We start from the raw sequence: 23394 nt of genomic DNA, 5'->3' as shown, positions 1-23394 counted from the left end.
CATGGCTCTCCCCATCGAGGACTACGCCCTGATCGGCGACCGCGGCACGGCCGCCCTGGTCGGGAAGGACGGGTCGATCGACTGGCTGTGCCTGCCGCGCTTCGACTCCCCCGCCTGCTTCGCCGCGCTGCTCGGCACCGAGGAGCACGGGCGGTGGCTGCTCGCCCCGGCCGACGAGGTGGTGGCGACGCGGCGCAGGTACGTCGACGGCACCGCGCTGCTGGAGACGACCTTCACCACCGCCGACGGCGAGGTGGTGCTGCTCGACGTGATGCCGACCGGCGACGGCCGCGCGGACGTCGTACGCCGCCTCACCTGCACGCGCGGGACCGTCCGCATCCGGCACGACTGGGTGGTGCGCACCGACTACGGGCGGGTGCGCCCCTGGGTCAGCCGCGAGCAGGCGCACGGCGACGAGGTGGTGGTCGCGGTCGCGGGGCCGGACAAGTTCGTGCTCCGCGGCCCGCACCTGCCGCACGGCCGGCACGGCCACCACACCGAGGAGTTCGACCTGACGGCCGGCGAGGAGGCGACGTTCTCGATGACGTGGGTCCGCTCGTGGCGCGACGTGCCCGTGCCGCTGTGCTTCGACGGGCGCATCGACGCGACGACCGACCGGCAGCGGGCGTGGTCCGCCCGCGCACCCGAGGACGTCCCGCACGCCGACCTCGTTCGCCGCAGCCTGGTGACGCTGCTGCTGATGACGCACGCCGAGACGGGAGGCATCGTCGCCGCCCCCACGACGTCGCTGCCCGAGGACTTCGGCGGCGAGCGCAATTGGGACTACCGGTTCTGCTGGCTGCGCGACGCAGCGCTCACCCTCGAGTCCCTCCTCGGCGCCGGCTACGACGGCGAGGCGCTGGAGTGGCGCAGCTGGCTGCTGCGCGCGGTTGCCGGCGACCCGGCGGACGTCCAGATCATGTACACCGTGGACGGCGGCCGCCAGCTCCCTGAGCGCGAGCTGCCCCACCTGCCCGGGTACGCCGACAGCAGGCCGGTGCGCATCGGCAACGGCGCCGTGTCGCAGCGGCAGAACGACGTGCTGGGCGAGGTGATGATCGCCCTCGAGCTCGCCCGGGCCGCAGGGCTGCACGAGACGCCCAACTCGTGGGCGCTGCAGCGCGCGCTCGTCGACGAGCTCGCCGAGCACTGGGACGAGCCCGACAACGGCCTGTGGGAGATCCGCGGGCCGCAGCGGCACTTCACCCACTCCCGCGTGATGGTGTGGGTCGCGTTCGACCGCGCGGTTCGAGCCGTCGAGCAGCACGGGCTCGACGGTCCGGTCGAGCGCTGGCGCGACCTGCGCGACCGCGTGCGCGAGGAGATCCTCGACAAGGGCTTCGACGAGGATCGCCAGACGTTCACCCAGCACTACGACACGACCGCGGTCGACGCGTCGCTGCTCACCATCCCGCTCGTCGGGTTCCTGCCGGGTGACGACCCGCGCGTGCTCGGCACGATCGAGGCGGTGATGGCCGACCTCGACTCCGACGGCCTGCTGCTGCGCTACCGCACGGAGACCGGCGTCGACGGCCTCTCCGGCGACGAGCACCCGTTCCTGGCGTGCTCGTTCTGGCTGGTGTCCGCGCTGGCGGCGGCCGGCCGTCGCGAGGAGGCGCACGAGCTGATGGACCGGCTGTGCGGCCTGGCCAACGACGTCGGCCTGCTGTCGGAGGAGTACGACGACCGGCACGGGCGGATGGCCGGGAACTTCCCGCAGGCGTTCAGCCACCTCGCACTCGTGCAGGCGGCCCTCGCCCTGCGCTAGGCAGGACGAGGGCCGCGAGACTCACACGGTCACGGGATCAGTTGCGACGCACCCTGATCGTGATGACCTCCTTGGTGCTGCGCACCTTCCGGCTCCCGGCGTACTTCACCACGATCCGCTTCTTGCCCGCCTTGGCGAACTTCGCGAGGCGGACGAACGCCTTGCCCTTCTTGAGCTTGACGGTGTACTTCTTGCCGCCGGCCTTGACGATGACCTTGCCGGTCACGGGGCTGATGCCGAGTGCCGAGGCCTTGATCTTCACGCGGGTACGGGTCTCGCCCTTGACGATCCGCCCGGGCTTGGTGCGGGCCTTGAGCTCGCCCTTGGCCTTGCGCACGTCGATCGGCAGCGAGAACGTCGTCCCGGTGGTGGGCCCGGTGAACGTGAGCATCTGCTTGCCGGTCCGCGTCTTGCCCTTGAGCTTGAACGAGACCGCGCTCTTGCCGTAGTCGTCGAACACGGCGGTGCCGAGGGTGTTGTCGACCGGCTGGGACGCGAGGACGGTGTTGCCGACCTTGACGGCCAGTGCGGCGTCCTTCGGGTCGCTCGGGCCGGTCATGGCCAGGGACGACAGGCTCAGTGCCACGTTCTGGCCGAGGCGGTAGAACCGCGGCGCACCGGCCGGCCAGGTGACGTTGACGTGCTGCTGGTTGGTGTTGACCGGCAGCGGGGTCTTCGCGAACGCCGCCATGTAGTCGACCATCGCCTGGAGGTCGACCTTGCCGGTGTCGCGCTTGCCGGTCGCCTGGGTGAACCCGCGGAAGTTGTCGCCGCCGGCCGCGAGGAACGAGTTGGCCGTCACCGAGTACTGGGTGGCGGACTCGATGGCCTTGCCGTTGAGCCACATGCCAGTCACCCGGTCACCCTCCGCGCGGGTGGTGTCGTAGGTGACGAAGAAGCCCTTGGACACGCCGAGCCGCAGGAACGGCCGGCTCGGGGTCGGACCGCCGGGGTTGGTCTGCCACTGCTGCTCGAGGACCGTCTTGATCTGAGCACCGGTCATCTTCATGTTGAACAGGGTGTTGGCGAACGACTGCACGTTGGCGGCCTGCTTGTAGGTCACCTTCGCCGGGTAGCCGCCCGGGTTGCCGCGCATGTCGTCGCGCAGGCCGCCCGGGTTCATGAACGCGATCTGCGCGCCGCCGGCCTCGGGAGTCGAGGTCGCCCAGCGCTGCACCTCCGCGACGAGGTTGCCGAGCGTCGACTCGCCACCGCGGTTCTCGGTGGTGCCGTTGGCGAGCTTCGCGCGGTCGAACGGGCCGGCGATCGAGCCGAGCTCGACGGCACCGAGCACGTTGCCCTTGGCGACGGCGTCGTCGACGATCTCTTGGACCTCGGCCTTCTTGGCCACCGCGCTCGGGGCGGTCAGCGACAGGCTGCTCGCCGCGACGATGGACTGGCTGTCCAGCGCCACCGTGTCGGCGACGGGGTCGACGGTGAAGACGAGCTTGTTGAGGTTGGTGCCGTACTGGCCGGCCGACACCACGGGACGACCGTTGATGTTGTGGTTGTAGGCGAGGTGGGTGTGGCCGGAGATGATCGCGCTGACGTCGTTGTCGACACCGTTGACGATGCGGCCGAAGGGGTTGTCGTTGCTCTGCGCAGCCGCGAGCGACGTGGTCGGCGCACCCTCGTGCACGAGCAGGATCACCAGGTCGGCGCCGTCGGCCTTGAGCGCGTCGGCGGCCGCGTTGGTCTCGTTGATGATGCTGCTGACCTGGACGTCGGCGATGCCGGCCGGGCTGACCAGCGACGACAGCTCCTCGGTGACGCCGCCGATGAAGCCGACCTTGACCCCGCCCACCGTGGTGGTCCACGTGCCGCCGTCGGACTCGTCGTTGACGTCCGGGGTGCGCGAGGTGATGTCGGGCAGCGCGTAGGAGCCGTTGGACTTCTTGCGCACGTTGGCGGCGATGTACTGCCACTCGGCACCGCCATAGGGGTTGGCGGTCGCGTCGAACGGCGCCATCACGCGGTTGACCAGATCGTTGTATCCCTGGTCGAACTCGTGGTTGCCGGCCGCCGACACGTCGAGCCCGGCTGCGTTGAGCGCGTCGAGAGTCGGCTTGTCCTTCTGGATGAAGGAGTCGAAGGTCGAGGCACCGATGAGGTCGCCCGCGGCCGTGAAGATCGTGTTGGGGTTCTCCGAGCGGAGCTGCTCGACCGCACCGGCGAACTGGGCCGCGCCTGCCTCGGCCCCGTTGGGGAGGAGGCGGCCATGGAAGTCGTTGGTGCCGAGGATCTGGATCTCGACTGGTGCCGCGTGGGCGGGTGCCGCCGCGGTGACGACGGCGAGCGGCGCTGCGAGCAGCCCCGTCAGGCTCGTCGCGAGCGCGAATCTGCGACCGGTTCGTGATGCTGGCACGAGGGTGGCCTTCCGTTCAGGGTGAGTGAGACGCATCACCCTAACCCGACATTCTTTGCCTCCAGACCGGTAGAACGACGGAAAATCAACGGAACGGCCCGGTCACCCCCGCAGGGATGACCGGGCCGTCCTCGTGGACCGGGATCAGCGTCGCGTCAGCGGCGCTTCACCCTGATCTTGACCGCGGTCCTCGCGGACTCGGTGTTGTCGTCGCCGAGGTAGGAGACCTTCGCCGTGTAGAGACGCGGCTTCTCGAACTCCTTCAGCTTGATCACGGCCTTCCCGTCGACGAGCTTGGCGCGGTAGGTCTTGCCCGCGACCCGCACCTTCACGCGACCGGTCGGGACGTAGCCCTCCGCGGCGACGGTGACGACGACCCGCGCACGGGTCTTGTCGGCCACCACGCGCTTCGGCTTCACCGTGGCCTTGAGGATGGCCTCGGCCTTGACGACCACCACGGTCACCGATCCGGTCGACGGCTTGTGGCCGGTGTCGCCGGAGTAGGTGAGCGTGAGGGTGTGGGAGCCGACCGGCAGCGACTTCGCCGGGAGCGTGACCGTGCCCTGGCCGGAGGCCAGCACGACCGAGCCCAGGACGACGTTGCCCTTCGAGACCGCGACGGTGCCGGTGGCCGCCGCGGGGGCGACCTTCACTGCCACGGAACCCGCGGTGCCGTACGTGACCGGGCCGGCCGTGCCGGTGACCGTCGTGTCGGCCTTGACGGGCTGCTGGACCGCCGCCTTGACCGGCACCGCGATCGTGGTGCTGGTGCCGGTGGTGGCGCCGGTGACGACCAGGTCGTACGTCCCGGTGGCCGTGCCCGCAGGAACGGTGAACGTCACCGTCGCCTTGCCCGCCTCGTCGTTGCTGTTGGCGTCACCGGCCGGGTTGGCGGTGTTGTCGACAGCGAACTCGCCGATGGGCTGGCCGTTGAACGTGGCCTCGACCGCGGTGTCCTGCAGGTCGCCGACGCCGGTCATGGCGAGCGACGTCAGGTTGACCGTCACCGCCTGTCCCGGTGCGTACTCGTTCGCCACACCGGCGACGCCGATGGCACGCTGCGAGTAGTCCACGCCCAGCGGGTCGGCCTCGGTGGCGAAGGTGGCCATGTAGTCCACCATCGCGGCCAGGTCGACCTTGCCGGAGTCACGCTTGCCGGTGGCCTCGGAGAACGCGAAGAAGTTGTCTCCGGTGCCGGAGGCGAGGAACGCGTTGGCAGCCACCTGGTAGGTGGTGCCGGCGTCGATCGCCTCACCGTCGAGCCACATGCCCGTGATCCGGTCGCCCTCGGCCCGGGTCGGGTCGTAGGTGTACTCGAACCCGTTGGACACGCCGAGCTTCAGGAAGGGACGCGACGGCACGGTGCCGCCCGCCGTCCGCTGCCACTGCTGCTCCAGCACCTTCTTGATCGAGGAGCCGGTCAGGCCCATCGTCAAGAGCGTGTTGGCGAACGGCTGCACGTCGGCAGCGTTCTTGTACGTCACCGTGCGCGGGTAGTCCGTGCCGGTGCCCAGCATGTCCGCGCGGAGGCCGCCCGGGTTCATGAAGGCGATGTCGGCGTCGGTCGACCAGCGCTGGACCTCGGCGACGAGGTTGTTCAGCGTCGACTCGCCACCGCGGTTCTCGGCGCCACCGACGAACTTGGCCCGCGAGAAGCCGGCCTCGATCTTGCCGAGCGGCTGTGCGCCGAGCACGGCTGCCTTGGCGTTGGCGTCGTTGACGATCGCCTGCGTCGCTGCGTCGCCCGTGGCCGGGAAGCTGGCGAACGGGACGATCTCCTGGGTCTTCGCCTGGACCTCGCCGGTGGCGTTGTCGACGGTGAAGACCAGCTTGTTGAGGTTCTCGCCGTACTGGCCGGCCGAGACGACGGGGCGCTCGGTCACCGCGCGCTCCTCGGCCACCCATGCGGGGACCGGGACCGAGTGGTTGTAGGCCAGGTGGGTGTGACCGGAGACGATCGCGTCCACGTCGGGGCTGACGCCGTTGACGATGTCACCGAACGCGGTGCCCGGCGTGGTCGCCGAGGCGTACGAGGTACCGCCCGCGCCCTCGTGGACGAGCAGCACGACGACGTCGGCTCCCGCGCCCTTGAGCTCGGTGGCGGCCTCGTTGGTGGCCTCGACGATGTCGGTCACCTCGATGTCGGCGATGCCGTCGGCAGCGACGAGCGACGGGAGGTCCTCGGTGACAGCACCGACGAACCCGACCTCGACGTCACCGAAGTCCTGGATCCAGGTGCCCTCGAGGGCGTCGGAGCCGTCGGCCTTGAACTTCACGTTGGCACCGAGGTACTGCCACTCCGCGCCACCCTCGGGGTTGGTGTCCGCGTCGTACGGGGCCATGATCCGGTTGACCAGGTCGTCGTAGCCGGCGTCGAACTCGTGGTTGCCCACGGCCGACACGTCGAGCCCGGCCTCGTTCATCACGTCGATCGTCGGCTTGTCGTGCTGGATGAACGACTCGAACGTCGTGGCACCCACGAGGTCACCCGCCGCCGCGAACACGGTGTTGGGGTTGGCCTGGCGAGCAGCCTTGACGTACGCCGCGAGACGCGGGCCCGCGGCCAGCCGGCCGTGGTAGTCGTTGCTGCCGATGATCTGCACGTCGGTCAGACCCGCGGTGTTGATGCCGATGATCTCCGGGTTGTGGTCGGAGGACCGGAACGGGCCGTCGGTGTAGAGGTTGGTGACGTTGCTGTTGAACCGGGCGTACTCGTAGTAGACCGACTCGCTGGCGTTGATGTCCCAGATGTCGACGCCGTCGACGTCGGCCAGGGCCGCGTCGTTGGCCAGGACGTGGTCGAGCGAGCCGACCATGCCGTCGAAGTTGTAGCTCTCCTCGTCGGGGTTGCTCGACGACTCCAGGCTGGTGTAGCCCGCCTCCTCGAGGACCTGGATCGGGTCCTCCTCCGAGTAGGCGTTGAAGTCACCGGCGAGGAAGACGCGGGAGATCCCGCGAGCGGTCTTGAACTCGTCGGCGAACGTCGCGAGGGCCTCTGCCTGCAGGATGCGGGCGTCGTTGGCGTTGCCCTGACCGTCGGGGTCCGGCGTGCCGGAGCCCTTGGACTTGAAGTGGTTCACGATGACCGCGAACCCGCGCGAGTTGGGCGTACCGACCTGCTTGAAGGCCTGGGCCAGCGGCTCACGGGCGTCCTCGAAGGCCTCCCCGCTCGACGACTGGTCGCTGAGCACGACCGAGTCCCCGACCAGCCGCACGTTCGCGGGCCGGTAGATGAAGCCGTTGCGGATGACGTCCTGCTCGGCCAGCGGCGGCAGGGTCGCGGGCGACGGGACGGCCGCCCACGTGCCGGCACCGGCGTCGGCGTTGAGCGCCTCGACCAGCGCGTTGATCGCGAAGTCGCGGTTCTTGCCGAACTTCGCCGAGTTCTCGAGCTCCTCGAGGGACACGATGTCAGCGCCGACGGTGTTGATCGCGGCGACGATCTTGTCGCGCTGGCGCACGAGGTTGGCCTCGTTCGCAGCACCGCGGGGACCGTTGGGGTCACAGCGGTTGTTGGTGATGTTGTTGCCGGCGCGGTCGCGGTAGTAGGTGCACGTGCCGAGACCGGAGGCGACGAACTCCTCGCCCGTGGTCGGGAAGAAGTTCAGCACGTTGAACGTCGCCAGCTTGACGTCGCCACCGACCTCCTGGGGAGCCAGGTTGTCGGCGCGGGTCTGCTCGATCTGCGGCTGCGTCGCCGACGGCTCGCCGACCACGCGCGTGGTGGGCAGGAGACGCCAGGTGTTGAAGCCCTCGGTGAAGACGACCGGCTCGGGGAACGTGACAGCCGCCCCGACCCGGACCGAGTGGTCGGCCGTCAGCCACGGGAACGGCTGGCCGGTGTTGGCACCGGTCACGGCGTAGTTGGCGCTCGAGCCGTCGTCGAGGATGATGCGGCGGGCGTTGTTGTACGCCGTGCGCTGGGCGATGAGCGTCTTCTCGTTCTGCGCGTCGTAGAGCTCGGTCGGCGTGACCAGCGGCTTGTCGGTCGCGGCTGCGAGCCCGATCTCGCCGAACATGCCGGACGAGAAGGAGTTGCCGGCCCAGAACGGGCTGCCGTCGTAGGAGTCGGTGACGGTGAAGTCGGCGGTGGGCTCGAGGAGCTCACCCTCCATCGCCTCGCGCGCCGGCGCCAGGTTGGCCACGGTGTCGCAGGTGGCGCCCGGCAGCTCGCACGTCGTGCCCGGGATGGTGGTCTTCGGCGTGACGTCGCCCAGGGCGGCGACGGGGGTCACCGAACCTGCGCTCGCGTTGATCTGGGTCTGGCCGCCGAACTCACCGGCGACGCCGGTCACCTCGACGGAGTCGCCGACGGCCGGGTAGGTCGCGAAACCACCGGGGCCGCCGTAGACGAAGATCGCGTCGGAGGCGTCGGGGGTGTCCGCACCCGGGGTCTGGATGTAGAAGCCGTTGAGGCCACCGGTCGGGTAGGACGCGGTGACGACACCCTGGGTCGCGACGTCGTCGCCGCTCACAGGGGTGGTCGAGCCGGTGCCCTGGATCGCCGCGATGGCGACGGGAGCCGCGGGCTCGGTGACGGTCCACACGAAGGACTCGGTGTCGGTCGCCGCGTCGGCGTCCGTCACGGAGACCTCGACGGTGGGCGCCCCGGCGGTCGTCGGCGTACCCGTGATGGCACCCGAGTCGGTGTCGAGCGAGAGACCGGCCGGGAGGTTCGTGGCACCGAAGGTGTACGGACCCGTGCCGCCGCCGGCGGACAGGGTCAGGGTGTCGATCGGGGTGCCGACGACGCTGTTCTGCGGGCCCGGGTTGGTCACGGCGAGCGCCGAGGTCCCGCCCTCCGCGGAGATCGCGACGTCGTCGATGCCGACCCACTCGTCGGAACCCGATGCGTTGGAGGTGATGACCCGCACGAACACGCTGGCCTGGTTGTCGACCGCAGCGGGAAGGGTGACGCTCCGGGCGGTGACCTGCGTCGCAGACCCACCCGTCGTGGCGTCGGCGATGTAGCCGTCGGGCAAGTTCGTGTAGTTGCCAGTCGCACCGACGCGGTACTGAACGGCGACCTGCTGGACGGCGTTGTCAGCAGAGCCGTCGAGGTCGCGGGCGTTGAACGCGAACGTGACGTTCGTCTGGCCGGCGAGGTCGAGGTGGAACGCCACGTACGGCGCGTCAGCGGTTCCGCTGCCCTGGAGCGCGATGGACGGATCCGCGATGCCGTCGAACTCAGCGACTCCGCCAGCGGTGTTCGTGTTGGGGGCGGCCTGGTTCGCGATGACATCCGTGTCGTTCGCGATCGCGCTCTCCGTGAGGAGTGTCTGAGGATCAGCACCGGCGCTCGAGGTGGTGATGTCCTGGCCGAGGTAGCCCTGGACACCGGTCACGCCCGACCAGTTGTCGTTGGTCGTGATCAGAGATGCGGTCGACCAGTCCTGTGAGTACGGGAAGGTCGCGATCTTCGTGGCCACGTCTGCATTCGCAGGAGACGCGGCGATCGGGGTGAGTCCGGCGGCCAAGAGGGCCAGACCCGCTCCAGCCGCGATACGACGCGGCGATGGGAGCGCGGGTGTGCGCATATTTACTCCGGGGTTCGGGTGTGAGGGTGATGTGCCCCCGCATCTTCACCCACGCCAGCGACGTTTGGTGGCGTACCGGTCGAACGGATGTCGTCCAAGTGGTGACGAAATGTCAGGGCTCGACTTGTCGAGTCCTCACACTCTTCACCCCTGGGTGTGGCTCCGCTGCCTGCGCACGTCGCGGAAGAACTCCCAGCCCGACCACATCGTCATCGCCACGGCTGCGGCCAGCATGAGCTGGCTGACGTAGAAGAGCACCTCGCCGAGCGGGCCGGGCCAGAAGTCGAACGCACCACCATGGGCGTCGCCGTGCGGGAGCGGCCAGAGGAGGCCGGCGAGGGCGAGCGCCTGCAGCACGGTCTTGATCTTCCCGCTCTGGGCCGCCGCGATCACGACGTCCTTGAGGATCGACAGGCGCAGCAGCGTCACGCTCCACTCGCGCAGGAGCACGACGATCGTCACCCACCACCAGATGTCGCCGACGATCGAGAGGCCGATGAAGGCCATGCCGGTGATCGCCTTGTCGGCGATGGGGTCGGCGATCTTGCCGAAGTCGGTGATCAGGTTGTGCTTGCGGGCCAGGTCGCCGTCGATCTTGTCGGTGATCATCGCGACGGCGAACAGGCCGAACGCAACCCAGCGCCAGAGCGGGTCGTCGCCGCCGTCGTGCAGCAGCGCCCAGCCGAAGAGCGGCACCATGGCGATCCGCAGCACGGTCAGCACGTTGGCGATGTTGAAGTTCGACACCTGCTGCTGCTCGGTCGTCATGCTCGGTCTCCGTCCACTCGTGCGACCAGGTCGACCCCGTCGGTGCCCGTGACGGTCGCGGCGAGCAGGTCGCCGACCCGGGCCCCCGCCGTACCGGTCAGCAACGTCGTCCCGTCGACCTCCGGGCCCTGGTGGGCCGCGCGGCCCTCGACGACGACCTCGCCGTCGGCGGAGTCGACAGACTCCACCAGCACCACGACCCGCTCGCCGATCCGCTCCTCGGCCCGCTGGGCGTTGAGCTCCTCGACGAGGGTCGTCACGTGCTCGGTGCGGGCGCGGATCTCGTCCTCGTCGAGCTTGAGGTCGTCGGCGAAGCCCGCGGCCTCGGTGCCGTCCTCGTCGGAGTAGCCGAAGACGCCGGTGACGTCCATCCGGGCCGCCTCGAGGAAGTCGCACAGGGTCTGCAGGTCGTCCTCGGTCTCACCGGGGAACCCGACGATGACGTTGGAGCGTACGCCGGCCAGCGGGGCGAGCGAGCGGATCTGCTCGAGCAGGCCGAGGAAGCTCTCGGGGTCGCCGAAGCGGCGCATCCGCCGCAGCACCGGAGCGCTCGCGTGCTGGAAGGACAGGTCGAAGTAGGGCACGACACCGGGCGTCGAGGCGATGGCCTCGATCAGGCCGGGCCGGGTCTCCGCCGGCTGGAGGTAGGAGACCCGTACGCGCTCGATACCGTCGATGCCGGACAGCTCGGGCAGCAGCGTCTCGAGCAGGCGCAGGTCACCGAGGTCCTTGCCATAGGACGTGGAGTTCTCGCTGACGAGGAACAGCTCCTTGACGCCCTGGGTCGCCAGCCACTGCCCCTCCTGGAGCACGTCGCTGGGCCGGCGGCTGACGAACGACCCGCGGAAGCTCGGGATCGCGCAGAAGGAGCAGCGTCGGTCGCAGCCGCTGGCGAGCTTCAGCGGCGCCATCGGGCCGGCGTCGAGGCGACGTCGTACGGCGCGGGGGCCCGTCGCGGGCGCGCCCGTGCCGATGTCGCTGGCGTCGGCGCGTACGTCGTGGCCGGGGACGGAGACCGTCGAGGCGTCGCGCTCGACCGGGGAGATCGGGAGCAGGCGACGGCGGTCGGACGGCGTGTGCGGGTGGTGGGTCTCCCCCGCCACGATGGCCCGGAGCCGCGCGGCGATGTCGGGGTAGTCGTCGAAGCCCAGCACAGCGTCGGCCTCCGGCAACGACTCGGCGAGGTCCTTGCCGTAGCGCTCGGCGAGGCAGCCGACGGCGACGACGGCCTGCGCCTTGCCACCGTGGCCGGCGGAGGCCTTGAGGTCCGCTGCCTCGAGCAGGGTGTCGACGGAGTCCTTCTTGGCCGCCTCGACGAACCCGCAGGTGTTGACCACGACGGTGTCGGCGTCCTCCGCGTCGTCGACGAGGACGAAGCCGCCCGCCTCGAGCCGGCCGGCGAGCTCCTCGGAGTCGACCTCGTTGCGGGCGCACCCGAGGGTGACGACGGCGACGTTGAGGGGGGTCGCGGTCTCGGCCTGGGTCTCGGGTTCGGTGGTGGTCATCGCATCGTGAGTATGCCGGTTCCGGCCTCGCAGGCACGCACCGGCGGCGCGGTGAGGGCGAGCACAGTGGGGAGGATCGTCCTCGGCATGTCAGGACGATCCTCCCCGCTGGCCCCGCACCGGTCGTCGGTCCCGGTCAGGACCTCGGCGCGTACGCCCTCCGGACGGCCTCCCACACGTCTCCGCCCCGGTCGTGCCGGCCCAGTCCACGGCTCACGAACGCTGCGCCGTAGCCGGCCTGCGGCTCGGTCCAGGCCGAGCACCCGCCGGCACCGCCCATGCCGATCTCGAGGCGGCCGTCCTCCTGGTCCTGCTGGAAGCCGAGGGTCCACACGACCTCCCGGTCCAGGACGAGGTCGTGCCCGCCGGAGGCCGGCGCGAGGAATGCACGCCACAGCCTCTGGCCGAGCCGCTGCGCCACCCGTCCGTCGGGGCGGCGTACGTCGTCGTAGAAGCGCGCGAGCGCCAGGGCCGACGCGTGCAGGGCCACGGCAGGGAAGGACGTACGCCGGAAGCGGGCGGAGTTGAGCACGTCGGGGTCGAGCAGACCGCGCGGACGGCTCAGTGCGGGCCCCCACCGCGGGTCGCGCTCGTAGTCGTGCCGCCAGCCGGGCGACACCTCCTCCACCGTGGCTACCCGGTCGAGATCGACCTCCGGCACCCGGAGGTGGAGGTCCCAGCCCTCGTCCGCGCACACCCGCGCGAACCGTCCGGTCAGGTCCTCGCCCGTGGTCCGTCGCACCACCTCGTCGAGGAGGTGGCCGTAGGTGAGGGCGTGCTCGGCGACCCGCGCACCGGGCTCGTGCACCGGCGCGGACCGGGCGAGCAGCTCGACGAGCGTCTCGCGGTCGTCGTACGGCACCGCGGCCGCCTCTTCGGCGAACACCGGCAGTCCCGCCTGGTGCGCGAGCAGGTGTCGCACCGTCGTGCCGGCCTTGCCCGCGACGCCGTACTCCGGCCACACGGACGTGACCGGGTCGTCCAGCCCGATGGCGCCCTCCGACACGACGTCGAGCACCACCAGGGCCGCGAACGGCTTGGCGACCGAGTAGGTCATCACCAGGGTGTCCGACGCCCACCCCCGGCGGCCGTCCACTGTCCCCGCCGCGTGGTCCACCTCCACGACCCCGTCGCACACGACCGCCACCGCACAGCCCGGGTCCCGGCCCGAGGCCACGAGCGTGTCGAGCACTGTCGCCGGATCGAGGTCCACGGTCACGACGATGTCACGCGGGGTGGACTCAGCTGGCGACGAACGTGCCCTGGCCGGCCACTCCGGGCTCGCCGACCGGGCGGGCCTCGCCTCCGGCGAGCGAGACCGTCACGGCGCCGTCGGTGGACTGCACCCGCACGGGAGGGGAGGCCTTCAGCTCGCGCGACTGGCCGACGGCGAGGCTGCCCTTGAAGACGACCTCACCGGCCCCGTCGCGCACGACGACCTTGGCGCCGCCGCTCGCGGCGCTGACCACGACCGGGACCGCCTCGGCGAGGGGCGCGTTGCCGGCGCCCTGCGGACCGCCCGACCCGTTGAGCACCGGGGTGGCGCCGCGCAGCTCGGGCGGGGTGTCCATGACCAGGCGGGCGACCGACCAGGCCAGCACGAGCGCCATCACCACGGCCACGAGCACCGACCAGTTGGGGCCGCCGCGCGTGCTGCGGATGGAGCCGTTGACCCCGGTGGCCAGCTCCGCCTCGAAGACCCGACGCGGGTTGATCGGGGCGTGCGCGTAGCGCTCGTCGTACGTCGCCAGGAGCGGTGCGACGTCGATGCCGAGGACGCGGGCAAGGGTGCGCAGGTGGCCGCGGGCGTAGAAGTCGCCGCCGCAGGGCTCGAAGTCGTCGACCTCGACGGCCTCGATCACGTGCGGGCGGATCCGGGTGCGGTCGGCCAGCTGGTCGACCGTGAGCCCCAGGCGGGTACGGGCGGCGGCGAGCTCGGGGCCGATGACCGGATCCTCGGCGGGCTCGACCTCGAAGTCGTCGAGCACGAGCGGCTCGACCGGCTCGCCGGGTCGGGCGATGGCGCGGACGCGGTCGCCCCACGACTGGGTCTCCTCGACGAGGCTGACCCGACCCGGTCGGTGCAGCTCGCGACCTGCGGGCTCGTCGTCCGAGGCGTCCTCGACGACGTCGCGGCGGACCTCCGAGCGCCGGCCCGCGCCCGTCTCTCGGAGTGCGAGCGGGGTGGGGCTGGCCACCCGTGGCTCGACGGTCTCCTCGGCGACGCTCTCCTCGGCGACGCTCTCCTCGACGACGCTCTCCTCGACCACGGTCTCGTCGACCACGTCCTCGGAGTGCTCGACCTCGGTCTCGAGCACGACGATCTGGCTCGCGTCGCGCGCGACCCGGCCGAGCGCCTCGGTGAGGTCCCCGTCCGCGCCGACGACGCGGGTGGACAGGCCCAGCGGCACCGCGAGCGGCGCGCCGTGCAGCAGCCGCGACAGGCTGGTGTGGCGCTTGCCGGCACCGGTGAGCTCGGCCTCGATCAGCTCGAGGTTGTGCGGCACGACGACCAGGCGTCCGTCGCGGAGCAGGCCCTTGCGCGGCGTGTGCTCGACGTGGTGCACGGCCGTCCACGGCAGGCCGCGCCACGTACGGCCGAGGCGGATCCGGATGCCCTGGGCATCCGCGACGAGCAGCGGGGTGCGGGCGTCGACGAGCCCGACGAGCCAGTACGCCCCGAGCAGCCCCATCACGGCGACGAACACCCAGTCGAGGGTGGACCCGGACTGCGAGGCGCGGCCCAGGTAGGCGATGGCGACGGCAGAGGCGGTCAGCCCGACCCCCGCGGCGACGCCGGCGTGCCGGCGTACCTCCACATGGTCCGGGACGGCCGCGGGACCGGTGCCCGCGGAGTCCTCGTCGAAGACCTCGTTCTCGTTCAGGACCGTGCTCATCAGGCTCCCCCCTCCAACGTTGCGATCACGGAATCGAGCTCGTCCGGCTTGACCAGGACGTCACGCGCCTTCGAGCCCTCGCTGGGTCCGACGACCCCGCGGCTCTCGAGGATGTCCATCAGCCGGCCGGCCTTGGCGAAGCCGACGCGCAGCTTGCGCTGGAGCATCGACGTCGAGCCGAACTGCGTGGAGACGATGAGCTCGATGGCCTGCACCACCAGCTCCATGTCGTCGCCGATGTCGTCGTCGAGCTCGCGCTTGGACTCCTTCGGCGCCGTCACGTCCTCGACGTAGGTCGGCTCGAGCTGGTCCTTGCAGTGCTTGACGACCTGGTGGATCTCGGCCTCGGTGACCCACGAACCCTGCACACGTACGGGCTTGGACGCGCCCATGGGCAGGAACAGGCCGTCACCCTGGCCGACGAGCTTCTCGGCGCCCGGCTGGTCGAGGATGACGCGGCTGTCGCCGAGCGAGCTCGTCGCGAACGCGAGCCGCGACGGCACGTTGGCCTTGATGAGGCCGGTGACGACGTCGACCGACGGACGCTGGGTCGCGAGCACCAGGTGGATGCCGGCCGCACGGGCCAGCTGGGTGATGCGGACGACCGAGTCCTCGACGTCGCGCGGGGCGACCATCATCAGGTCGGCGAGCTCGTCGACGATGACGAGGAGGTAGGGGTACGGCGTCAGGGTGCGCTCGCTGCCCGCGGGGACCTCGACCTTCCCGGCGCGAACCGCCTTGTTGAAGTCGTCGATGTGGCGGAAGCCGAAGTTGGCCAGGTCGTCGTAGCGCATGTCCATCTCGCGCACGACCCAGGCCAGCGCCTCGGCGGCCTTCTTGGGGTTGGTGATGATCGGCGTGATCAGGTGCGGGACGCCCTCGTAGGCGTTCAGCTCGACCCGCTTGGGGTCGACCATGATCATCCGGACCTCGTCGGGCGTGGCCCGCATCAGGATCGAGGTGATCAGCGAGTTGATGAAGCTCGACTTTCCGGAACCCGTCGCACCGGCGACGAGCAGGTGCGGCATCTTCGCCATGTTGGCCACGACGAAGCCGCCCTCGACGTCCTTGCCGAGCCCGGCCACCATCGGGTGGTGGTCCGAGCGGGCGGTGGTGGACCGGAGCACGTCGCCCAGGGAGACGATCTCCTTGTCGACGTTGGGGATCTCGATGCCGATGGCCGACTTGCCGGGGATCGGGCTGAGGATGCGGACGTCGGCGGACGCGACGGCGTAGGCGATGTTCTTCGACAGCGCGGTGACCTTCTCCACCTTCACCGCGGGGCCGAGCTCGACCTCGTAGCGGGTGACCGTCGGGCCGCGGGTGTAGCCGGTGACGGTGGCGTCGATGCCGAACTCCTCCATCACCTGCATCAGCCGCTCGACGACCGCGTCGCTGGCCTTGGAGCGCGCCTTGTGCGGCGAGCCCGGCTTGAGCGAGGAGTTGTCGGGCAGTGAGTAGGTGATGTCGCCGGACAGGGCGAGCTGCTCGACGCGCGCCGGCAGCGGCGTGTGCGGCGGCGGCTCGACCGGGCCGGTGTCGTCCTTGCCGCCCGGGACGGAACCGACCACGGCCGGGGTGACCTCGGTCGGCGCGTCGGCCGATCCGTCGATCGGGTCGGCGAACAGGTCGATGCCGTAGTCCTCCTGGGGCTCTGCCCCCTCATCGGGCCCGGCCTTCTTCTTGCGGCGCTTCCTGAGCTCGCGGTCGGACAGGACCGGGCTGTCGTAGGCCGGGTCGCCCATCTCGGGGTCGACGTCGTCGTCGAGCATCGAGCGGCGGCGCGTGCGCACGGGCTTCGTCGGCTCGTCGTCGGCCGCGGCGTCCTCGGCAGGCGTACGGCCCAGCGCCTTGTCGCGCAGCGCGGCCAGCCGGGCCGGGATCTGGTAGACCGGGGTCGCGGTGATGATCAGGATGCCGAAGATCGCCAGCAGGGCCAGCAGCGGCACCACGACGTACGGGGTCTGCATCAGGTCGAGCAGCAGGCTCGAGGTGACGTAGCCGACCGCTCCCCCGGCCCCCTGGAGGATGGTGGCGTCGCCGAGCACGGGCTGCGGGTTGCCGTTGGCGATGTGCACGATGCCGAGCAGGCCCAGCGTGAAGGCGGTCCAGCCGATCACCTGCCGGCCGGCGGGGCCGTTGCGCTCGGGGTCGCGCAGGGTGCGCCACCCGGCGTAGACCAGGAAGAGCGGCACGAACCAGCCGACCTTGCCGACGGCGCCGGCCGTCACCGACCGGGCGAAGTCCATGACTCCGCCCGGCAGCTGCCACCACACGGCGGCCGCGACGACCATGGCCAGTCCGAAGAGGAACAGGCCCACCCCGTCGCGACGGTGCTCGGGGTCGAGGTCACGGGCCGACTGCCCGATCGAGCGGGCGACCGCTCCCACCGCGTGGGCGATGCCGAGCCAGACCGCCGCCAGCGCCCGACCGAGCGCACCGAAGGCGCGCGAGACCGGACCGGGGCCGTTGCGCACCGCCCGGGGCGCCGGGCGAGAGGACGCGTTGGACCGGCCCCTGCCCTTCGCTGGTGAGCGTGGGGCGGGACGCTTGGTGCTGGTACTCCGTGATCGGGTGCTCGAACCCTTGGTGGTGCGCTTGGTTCCAGACGTGCTCGAGCTCCGCGACCCCGGCGGGGAAGACGTACGGGTCGCCATGCTCAGACCCTACGGCCACGTCACACCAGTCACAGGGACCACACGGGTGCGTGTCGTGGGATGCACCCCTGAGGGGGGCTTGCGAGATGCCGTGCTTCCCATTGTCGGACGTCCTACTTATGGTGAGCCGGGTCACTCGGGCGACTTGGGTTCCGGGTGCGTCTCGGAATCGGAGGAAAGAGAGTGAAGCTCCTCAGCAGAGGGCTTGCGCTCGCGATGGTGGGAGCGGGCCTCGCGGCCGCTCCTGCGATCACGGTGCAGGCAGCACCGGCCGCGCAGGCCGACGACAACGGCGTACGCGCCATGAAGGACGAAGCCGCCGGGCTGGTCTCCCTCTCCGGGGAGAGCGCGACCAAGCGGGTCGGCTTCATCCGCGTCGAGCGGGGTGGCGACCTGATGCCGGCTCGCTCGGGCCGGACGAGGGACGACGCGGTCGCGAAGTCGGAGGCCTACCTCGACAAGTACGCCGCCAACTTCGGCGCGCGCGCGGGCGAGCTGCGCCGCGCCCGCGTCGAGGCCGCCAACGGCGGCTGGACGGTGACCTACACCCAGTCCTACCGCGGGGTCCCCGTGTTCGGGTCCATGCTCCGTGCCCAGGTCGACGAGCAGGGTGACCTCACCGCGGTCAACGGCTACGCCGCCCCGTCGCTCGACCTGTCGGTGACGCCGCGCCTGAGCGCCTCGGCCGCCGCGGACGACGCCGTCGGCACCGTGCGCAGCGACCCGCCGGGCCATGAGGGCGACGCCGACACCACCGGCATCGAGGCAGCGAGCACCGACCTCGTGGTCTACCGGGTCGGCGCCACGAAGGGCGAAGCGGGCCGGGCGATCCTCGCGTGGGCCGTCGAGGTGTCCAACGGCGCCAACGTGCGCGACATGGTGTTCCTCGACGCGTCGACCGGCAAGCTGGTCAACCGCTACTCGCTGATCCACGACGGGCTCTACCGCGAGCTCTACGAGGCGAGCTACAGCCGCAAGGGCCTGCGGTGGAGCGAGGGGGACCGGTTCCCGGGCCGCCTCGACGTCGACCAGCAGAACGAGGTGCTGGCCACCGGCGAGTCCTACTGGTTCTTCAAGAACGCCTTCGGTCGTGACTCCTACGACGGCGAGGGGCACAAGATGGTCACGGTCAACAACGACCCGCGGATCTCCTGCCCCAACGCCAACTGGAACGGCGTGACCACCAACTACTGCTCCGGCGTGTCGTCCGACGACGTCGTCGCGCACGAGTGGGGCCACGCCTACACCGAGTACACCCACGGACTCATCTACCAGTGGCAGTCCGGTGCCCTCAACGAGTCCTACTCCGACATCTGGGGCGAGACCGTCGACCTGATCAACGGCCGGATGGACGCCGATGAGGGCGACATCTCGGCGGCACGTCCGGTCGGCCAGTGCTCGACGCACTCCCCCGCCACGCCTGTCGTCGTCATCAACTCGCCGGCCAGCATCGCCAAGACGTGCGACGCCGGCGCTGCGCAGTTCGGCGCCCAGCTCGACGGCACCGGGATCACGGGTGACGTGGTGCTGGGCACGGACGGCTCCGGCGCGACCAACGACGCCTGCGAGCCGCTGACCAACGGCGGGGCCGTCGCCGGCAAGGTCGCCCTGGTCGACCGCGGCACCTGCGCCTTCACCATCAAGGTCAAGAACGCCCAGGACGCCGGGGCGAGGGCGGTCCTCGTGGCCGACAACGTCGAGGCGACCCCCGGCGGGATGTCGGGGTCGGACCCGAGCATCACCATCCCCTCGGTCCGGATCCGGCTCAGCGACGGCAACCTCATCAAGTCGGCCCTGCCCAACGGCGCGGTCAACATCACGATGAAGGACGCGGCGGGCGACCGCGGCGACTCCTACCGCTGGCTCATGGGCGAGGACTCCTCCGCCTTCGGTGGGGCGATCCGCGACATGTGGTCCCCCACGTGCTACGGCGACCCCGGCAAGGTCTCCGACGCCCAGTACTACTGCGCCAGCGACGACGGCGGCGGCGTGCACAGCAACTCGGGTGTGCCCAACCACGGCTACGCCCTGCTCGTCGACGGCGGCACCTACAACGGCGTGGACGTCAAGGGCATCGGGCTCGACAAGGCGGCGGCGATCTACTGGCGGGCGATGACCGCCTACCAGACGCCGACGAGCGACTTCGCCGACCATGCCGACTCGCTCGAGGCATCCTGCCTGGACCTGGTCGGACGGCCGATCAACCGGCTCACGACCGCGGCGGGCGCCGCCACGCAGGCAGCCCCGTCGGTGCGCATGTCGGACTGTGCCCAGGTCAAGAACATCGTCGCCGCCGTCGAGCTGCGACAGGACCCGGTCCAGTGCAACTTCAAGCCGCTGCTCGACCCGAACACCCCCACCCTCTGCGGTGAGGGCGGCACCGAGACGCAGGTGTGGACCGAGGACTTCGAGGACGGGCTCACCGGCTGGACCGCGGACCAGCAGGTGGTGTTCTCGGGTGGCTTCGGTGCTCCGTGGGAGGCCTCGACCGACGCCCCCGGCGACCGCACGGGGGGCGTTGCCCACGGTCCCGCACCGGACAGGGGCGAGTGCTCCAACGGGGCCGGCGACTTCTCGAGCCGGGACTCCATCACCAGCCCGGCCGTGCAGGTGCCGGCGGGTGACCAGGGTGTCCGGATGGCCTTCGACCACTACGTCTCGACCGAGACGGGCTACGACGGCGGCAACGTCAAGGTCAGCGTCAACGGGGGCGCGTTCACGGTGATCCCCGCGAGCGCCTACCTGTTCAACCAGCCGACGAAGCTGACCGACGCCTCGACCAACACCAACCCGATGGCGGGCGAGGAGGGCTTCACCGGCACCGACGGCGGCAGGATCGGCGGCTCGTGGGGCACCTCGCAGGTCGACCTCGCCAAGGCCGGCGTCAAGCCGGGCGACACCGTCACCTTCCGCTTCGACATCGGTCGTGACGGATGTGGCGGTCTCGAGGGCTGGTACGTCGACAACATCGAGGTCGTGACCTGCGCCCTGGCGGCGTCGGGAACGGCGTCGGGAACGGCGTCGCTCGAGGGACGTCGCGGCTGAACCATCACCACCTGTGACGGGGTCCCGGCTCGCGCCGGGGCCCCGTCCGTCGTCTTCAGCGGAGCCCGGCCAGCCAGGGCAGGACCACCAGCAACGTCGGCAGCGCGAGGATCGCGGCGGCGAGGAGGGCCACCCCCGCCGCCTGCACGGGACGGGGACGGGTGTCGCGCAGCACCTCCACGCGAGCCGCGAGCGACGACCCCGACGATCCCAGCGACCCGGCCGGAGCCGGGGAGCCGGCGAGGGCCAGCAGCGCCGAGGCCAGCGCTCGACGGTCTCCCGCGCGGCAGGCGGCACGGTCGGCCAGCACCTCCACCAGCACCTCCACCTCACGTCGGGCGGCCGCGCTGGCCACCCAGCGCGGGAACGCGCGGTGGAGCACGGCGAAGGCCTCCAGCACCAGGTCGTGGCGGGCGCGCAGGTGCGAGCGCTCGTGCTCGAGGACCGCTCCGAGCTCCGCCGGCGCCAGGGTGGTCAGCGTGGAGCGGGACACGACGATGCGCGCACCGGTCATGCCCGGCACGCAGTAGGCCACGGGCAGCTCGTGCTCGAGCACCGACACTCCCCTGTCGACCTCTGCGACGAGGTCCACGCGCTCGCGGTGGACCCGTCGCATCCTCCGCAGGGCGGTGCCGGTGCGGTGCCCGCTGACGGCGAGCCGGGCGAGCACGACGAGCGTGACCGCCCCCGCGAGTCCGGCCACGACCACGTCGACAGCCGTGACCGGGGGCTCCCAGAGCCGCTCCGTGGCGAGCGACAAACCGGCACCGAGCGCCGCGAGGACCGCGGCCAGCGCCGTGCTCTGCCAGAGCAGCATCGCCGCGGCCGGCGTACGCCTCAGACCGCGCCAGCGCGACAGCCCCCACGGGAACGGGCCCGCGAGCACCACTGCGAGTGCCCCGAGGACGAGCGTGGTGGCCACGGGTCGGCCGGGTCAGGCGAGCTCGTCGAGGGCGCGACGCAACGCCGCGAGGTCCTCGGCGCTGGCCTCGCCCACGAAGGACACGAGCGCCTGCTCACGGTCGGTGTCAGTGCCTCCGAGCGCCTCGTGCATCAGCTCGGCCGTCATCGCAGCGCGGGTCAGCCGGGGCGCGTAGCGGAACGCCCGGCCCTCGCGCTCGCGCACGACGACGTCCTTGCGAGCCAGGCGGTCGAGCACCGTCATCACGGTCGTGTAGGCGAGGTCCCGACCTGACAGGCGCTCGTGCACCTCGCGGCCGCTGGCCGGCGCGTCGAGCCCCCACAGCACCTCGAGCACCGCCTGCTCGAGCTCACCCATCCGGGACCTTGGACTCATGGAACTGGAGTCTAGGGTCCCTGTGCCGGCAATTACGACACGCGTAGTATCTACTACGATCTGTAGTACTTCCGCGCCGCAGCGCCATCACACAAAGGGTGTGCCCATGGACGTCCTCGACATCGCCCGCTGGCAGTTCGGGATCATCACCGTCTACCACTTCCTGTTCGTGCCGCTGACGATCGGGCTCACCGCGGTCATCGCCGGGCTGGAGACGGCGTGGGTGCGCACCGGCAAGGAGGACTACCTCCGACTGACGAAGTTCTTCGGCAAGCTCTTCCTCATCAACTTCGCCATCGGCGTGGTGACCGGCATCGTGCAGGAGTTCCAGTTCGGGATGAACTGGTCGGACTACTCCCGCTTCGTCGGCGACGTCTTCGGTGCCCCGCTCGCGGTCGAGGGCCTGCTCGCCTTCTTCCTGGAGTCGACGTTCCTCGGCCTGTGGATCTTCGGCTGGGACAAGCTCCCCCGCGGCCTCCACGCCGGCTGCATGTGGCTCGTGCACCTCGGCACACTGGCGTCGTCGTGGTTCATCCTGGCCGCCAACTCCTGGATGCAGCACCCGGTGGGCTACCGGTTCAACCCCGAGACCGACCGCGCGGAGCTGATCGACTTCTGGGCGGTGATGTTCAACAAGGTCCAGCTCGTGACCTTCCCGCACGTGATCTTCGCGGCGTACATGACCGCCGGCACCTTCCTGCTCGGCGTCTCGGCGTACCTCTACATGAAGAGGAAGCACGAGGCCGACCGCCCGATGTACCACCGCGCCATCCGCATCGGCGCCGTCGTCACCCTCCTCGCCGGCATCGGCGTCGGCGTCACCGGCGACCTCCAGGGCAAGGTGATGACCGAGGTGCAGCCGATGAAGATGGCCGCCGCCGAGGGCCTCTACGAGACCAGCGAGAGCTGCGCGCCGTTCTCGGTCTTCACCATCGGCACGCCCGACGGCAAGGAGGAGAAGTTCGCCGTCACCGTCCCGTGCCTGCTGTCCTTCCTCGGCACCGGGTCGTTCGACGGCACCGTCGAGGGCATCAACCCGCTGCGCGAGCAGTACGTCGAGGAGTTCGGCGACGACCCGACGTCGAAGGCCTTCACGGAGGGCGACTACACCCCCGTCATCCCCGTGACCTACTGGTCGTTCCGGTTCATGATGGGCCTCGGCTTCTTCGCCGCCGCCGGCGCCGCGCTGATCCTGTGGCTGACCCGCGGGGGCCGTACGCCGGGCGTCCGCTGGCTCGGCACGCTGGGACTGAGCCTCCCGATCGCCACGACGCTGGCGTCCTCGTGGGGCTGGATCTTCACCGAGATGGGCCGCCAGCCGTGGGTCGTCTTCGGTCTGATGACGACCGAGTCCGGGGTCTCCCCCGGCGTCAGCACCTTCGAGGCGGCCACGTCGCTGATCGTGCTCACCTCCCTGTACGCCCTGCTCGCCGTCGTCGAGATCAAGCTGCTCGTGACCTACATCCGCAAGGGCGCCGACCCGTTCGTGGAGCCGCCGGACGTCCCCGTCGGCGGGGCAGACGACGACCGCCCGCTCACGTTCGCCTACTGACCA

General features: G+C 70.7%; 12 protein-coding genes. 3 read left to right on the top strand and 9 right to left on the bottom strand.

The annotated features are described in order from the left end of the window. The first annotated feature begins 1 nt into the window (after position 1). Positions 2-1768, top strand: coding sequence for a glycoside hydrolase family 15 protein (locus tag IEZ24_RS06220; RefSeq protein ID WP_129453739.1), 1767 nt, complete (start codon positions 2-4; stop codon positions 1766-1768). Positions 1769-1805: 37 nt separating this feature from the next. Here IEZ24_RS06220 and IEZ24_RS06215 read toward each other — a convergent pair whose 3' ends face one another. From IEZ24_RS06215 to IEZ24_RS06185, 7 genes are all read right to left on the bottom strand, one after another. Beyond that, positions 1806-4133: a bifunctional metallophosphatase/5'-nucleotidase gene (locus IEZ24_RS06215; protein ID WP_207206707.1), complete on the bottom strand. Its 2328-nt coding sequence runs from the start codon at positions 4131-4133 to the stop codon at positions 1806-1808. Positions 4134-4288: 155 nt separating this feature from the next. Next, complete coding sequence (locus tag IEZ24_RS06210) at positions 4289-9562, bottom strand: ExeM/NucH family extracellular endonuclease (RefSeq protein ID WP_165355980.1); 5274 nt, start codon at positions 9560-9562, stop codon at positions 4289-4291. Positions 9563-9814: 252 nt separating this feature from the next. Beyond that, positions 9815-10438: a CDP-diacylglycerol--glycerol-3-phosphate 3-phosphatidyltransferase gene (pgsA, locus tag IEZ24_RS06205; RefSeq protein WP_129453736.1), complete on the bottom strand. Its 624-nt coding sequence runs from the start codon at positions 10436-10438 to the stop codon at positions 9815-9817. Next, positions 10435-11943 carry a 30S ribosomal protein S12 methylthiotransferase RimO gene (rimO, locus tag IEZ24_RS06200; protein WP_129453735.1) on the bottom strand — a complete coding sequence of 503 codons (1509 nt, stop codon included), beginning with the start codon at positions 11941-11943 and terminating at the stop codon, positions 10435-10437. Before rimO ends, pgsA begins: the two co-directional genes overlap by 4 nt. A 136-nt stretch (positions 11944-12079) precedes the next feature. Next, positions 12080-13156 (bottom strand): serine hydrolase domain-containing protein, encoded by a 1077-nt coding sequence (locus IEZ24_RS06195; RefSeq protein WP_165355979.1) that lies wholly within the window; start codon positions 13154-13156, stop codon positions 12080-12082. A gap of 28 nt (positions 13157-13184) precedes the next feature. Beyond that, a complete protein-coding gene (locus tag IEZ24_RS06190) occupies positions 13185-14840 on the bottom strand; it encodes a helix-turn-helix domain-containing protein (RefSeq protein ID WP_129453733.1) in 1656 nt (551 codons plus the stop codon). Continuing rightward, a complete protein-coding gene (locus tag IEZ24_RS06185; RefSeq protein ID WP_191192825.1) occupies positions 14840-17497 on the bottom strand; it encodes an FtsK/SpoIIIE family DNA translocase in 2658 nt (885 codons plus the stop codon). Before IEZ24_RS06185 ends, IEZ24_RS06190 begins: the two co-directional genes overlap by 1 nt. Before the next feature lie 183 nt (positions 17498-17680). On the opposite strand from IEZ24_RS06185, the gene IEZ24_RS22270 reads away from it, so the two are divergent. Next, positions 17681-20542 (top strand): M4 family metallopeptidase, encoded by a 2862-nt coding sequence (locus IEZ24_RS22270; RefSeq protein ID WP_129453731.1) that lies wholly within the window; start codon positions 17681-17683, stop codon positions 20540-20542. A 55-nt stretch (positions 20543-20597) separates the two neighbouring features. On the opposite strand, the gene IEZ24_RS22265 is transcribed toward IEZ24_RS22270, so the two are convergent. Then, complete coding sequence (locus IEZ24_RS22265) at positions 20598-21464, bottom strand: M56 family metallopeptidase (protein WP_129453730.1); 867 nt, start codon at positions 21462-21464, stop codon at positions 20598-20600. 12 nt (positions 21465-21476) lie between these two features. After that, positions 21477-21839, bottom strand: coding sequence for a BlaI/MecI/CopY family transcriptional regulator (locus IEZ24_RS06170; protein WP_129453729.1), 363 nt, complete (start codon positions 21837-21839; stop codon positions 21477-21479). A gap of 106 nt (positions 21840-21945) precedes the next feature. Between IEZ24_RS06170 and IEZ24_RS06165 the strand changes: the two genes are divergently transcribed. Continuing rightward, positions 21946-23391: a cytochrome ubiquinol oxidase subunit I gene (locus IEZ24_RS06165; RefSeq protein ID WP_129453728.1), complete on the top strand. Its 1446-nt coding sequence runs from the start codon at positions 21946-21948 to the stop codon at positions 23389-23391. Positions 23392-23394 lie beyond the last annotated feature (3 nt).

Origin of the sequence: Nocardioides ganghwensis (assembly GCF_014779655.1) — a bacterium.
GTDB classification, from domain to species: Bacteria; Actinomycetota; Actinomycetes; order Propionibacteriales; family Nocardioidaceae; genus Nocardioides; species Nocardioides ganghwensis.
Note: the sequence above shows the minus strand (reverse complement) of the source record. Positions and strands in the feature narration are given on the sequence as shown.

Bases quoted from the DNA above. Each gene is read 5' to 3' on its own strand.
- IEZ24_RS06220 (WP_129453739.1), top strand. From the start codon at position 2: ATGGCTCTCCCCATCGAGGACTACGCCCTGATCGGCGACCGCGGCACG.
- pgsA (WP_129453736.1), bottom strand. From the start codon at position 10,438: ATGACGACCGAGCAGCAGCAGGTGTCGAACTTCAACATCGCCAACGTG.
- rimO (WP_129453735.1), bottom strand. From the start codon at position 11,943: ATGACCACCACCGAACCCGAGACCCAGGCCGAGACCGCGACCCCCCTC.
- IEZ24_RS06190 (WP_129453733.1), bottom strand. From the start codon at position 14,840: ATGAGCACGGTCCTGAACGAGAACGAGGTCTTCGACGAGGACTCCGCG.
- IEZ24_RS06185 (WP_191192825.1), bottom strand. From the start codon at position 17,497: ATGGCGACCCGTACGTCTTCCCCGCCGGGGTCGCGGAGCTCGAGCACG.
- IEZ24_RS06170 (WP_129453729.1), bottom strand. From the start codon at position 21,839: ATGAGTCCAAGGTCCCGGATGGGTGAGCTCGAGCAGGCGGTGCTCGAG.
- IEZ24_RS06165 (WP_129453728.1), top strand. From the start codon at position 21,946: ATGGACGTCCTCGACATCGCCCGCTGGCAGTTCGGGATCATCACCGTC.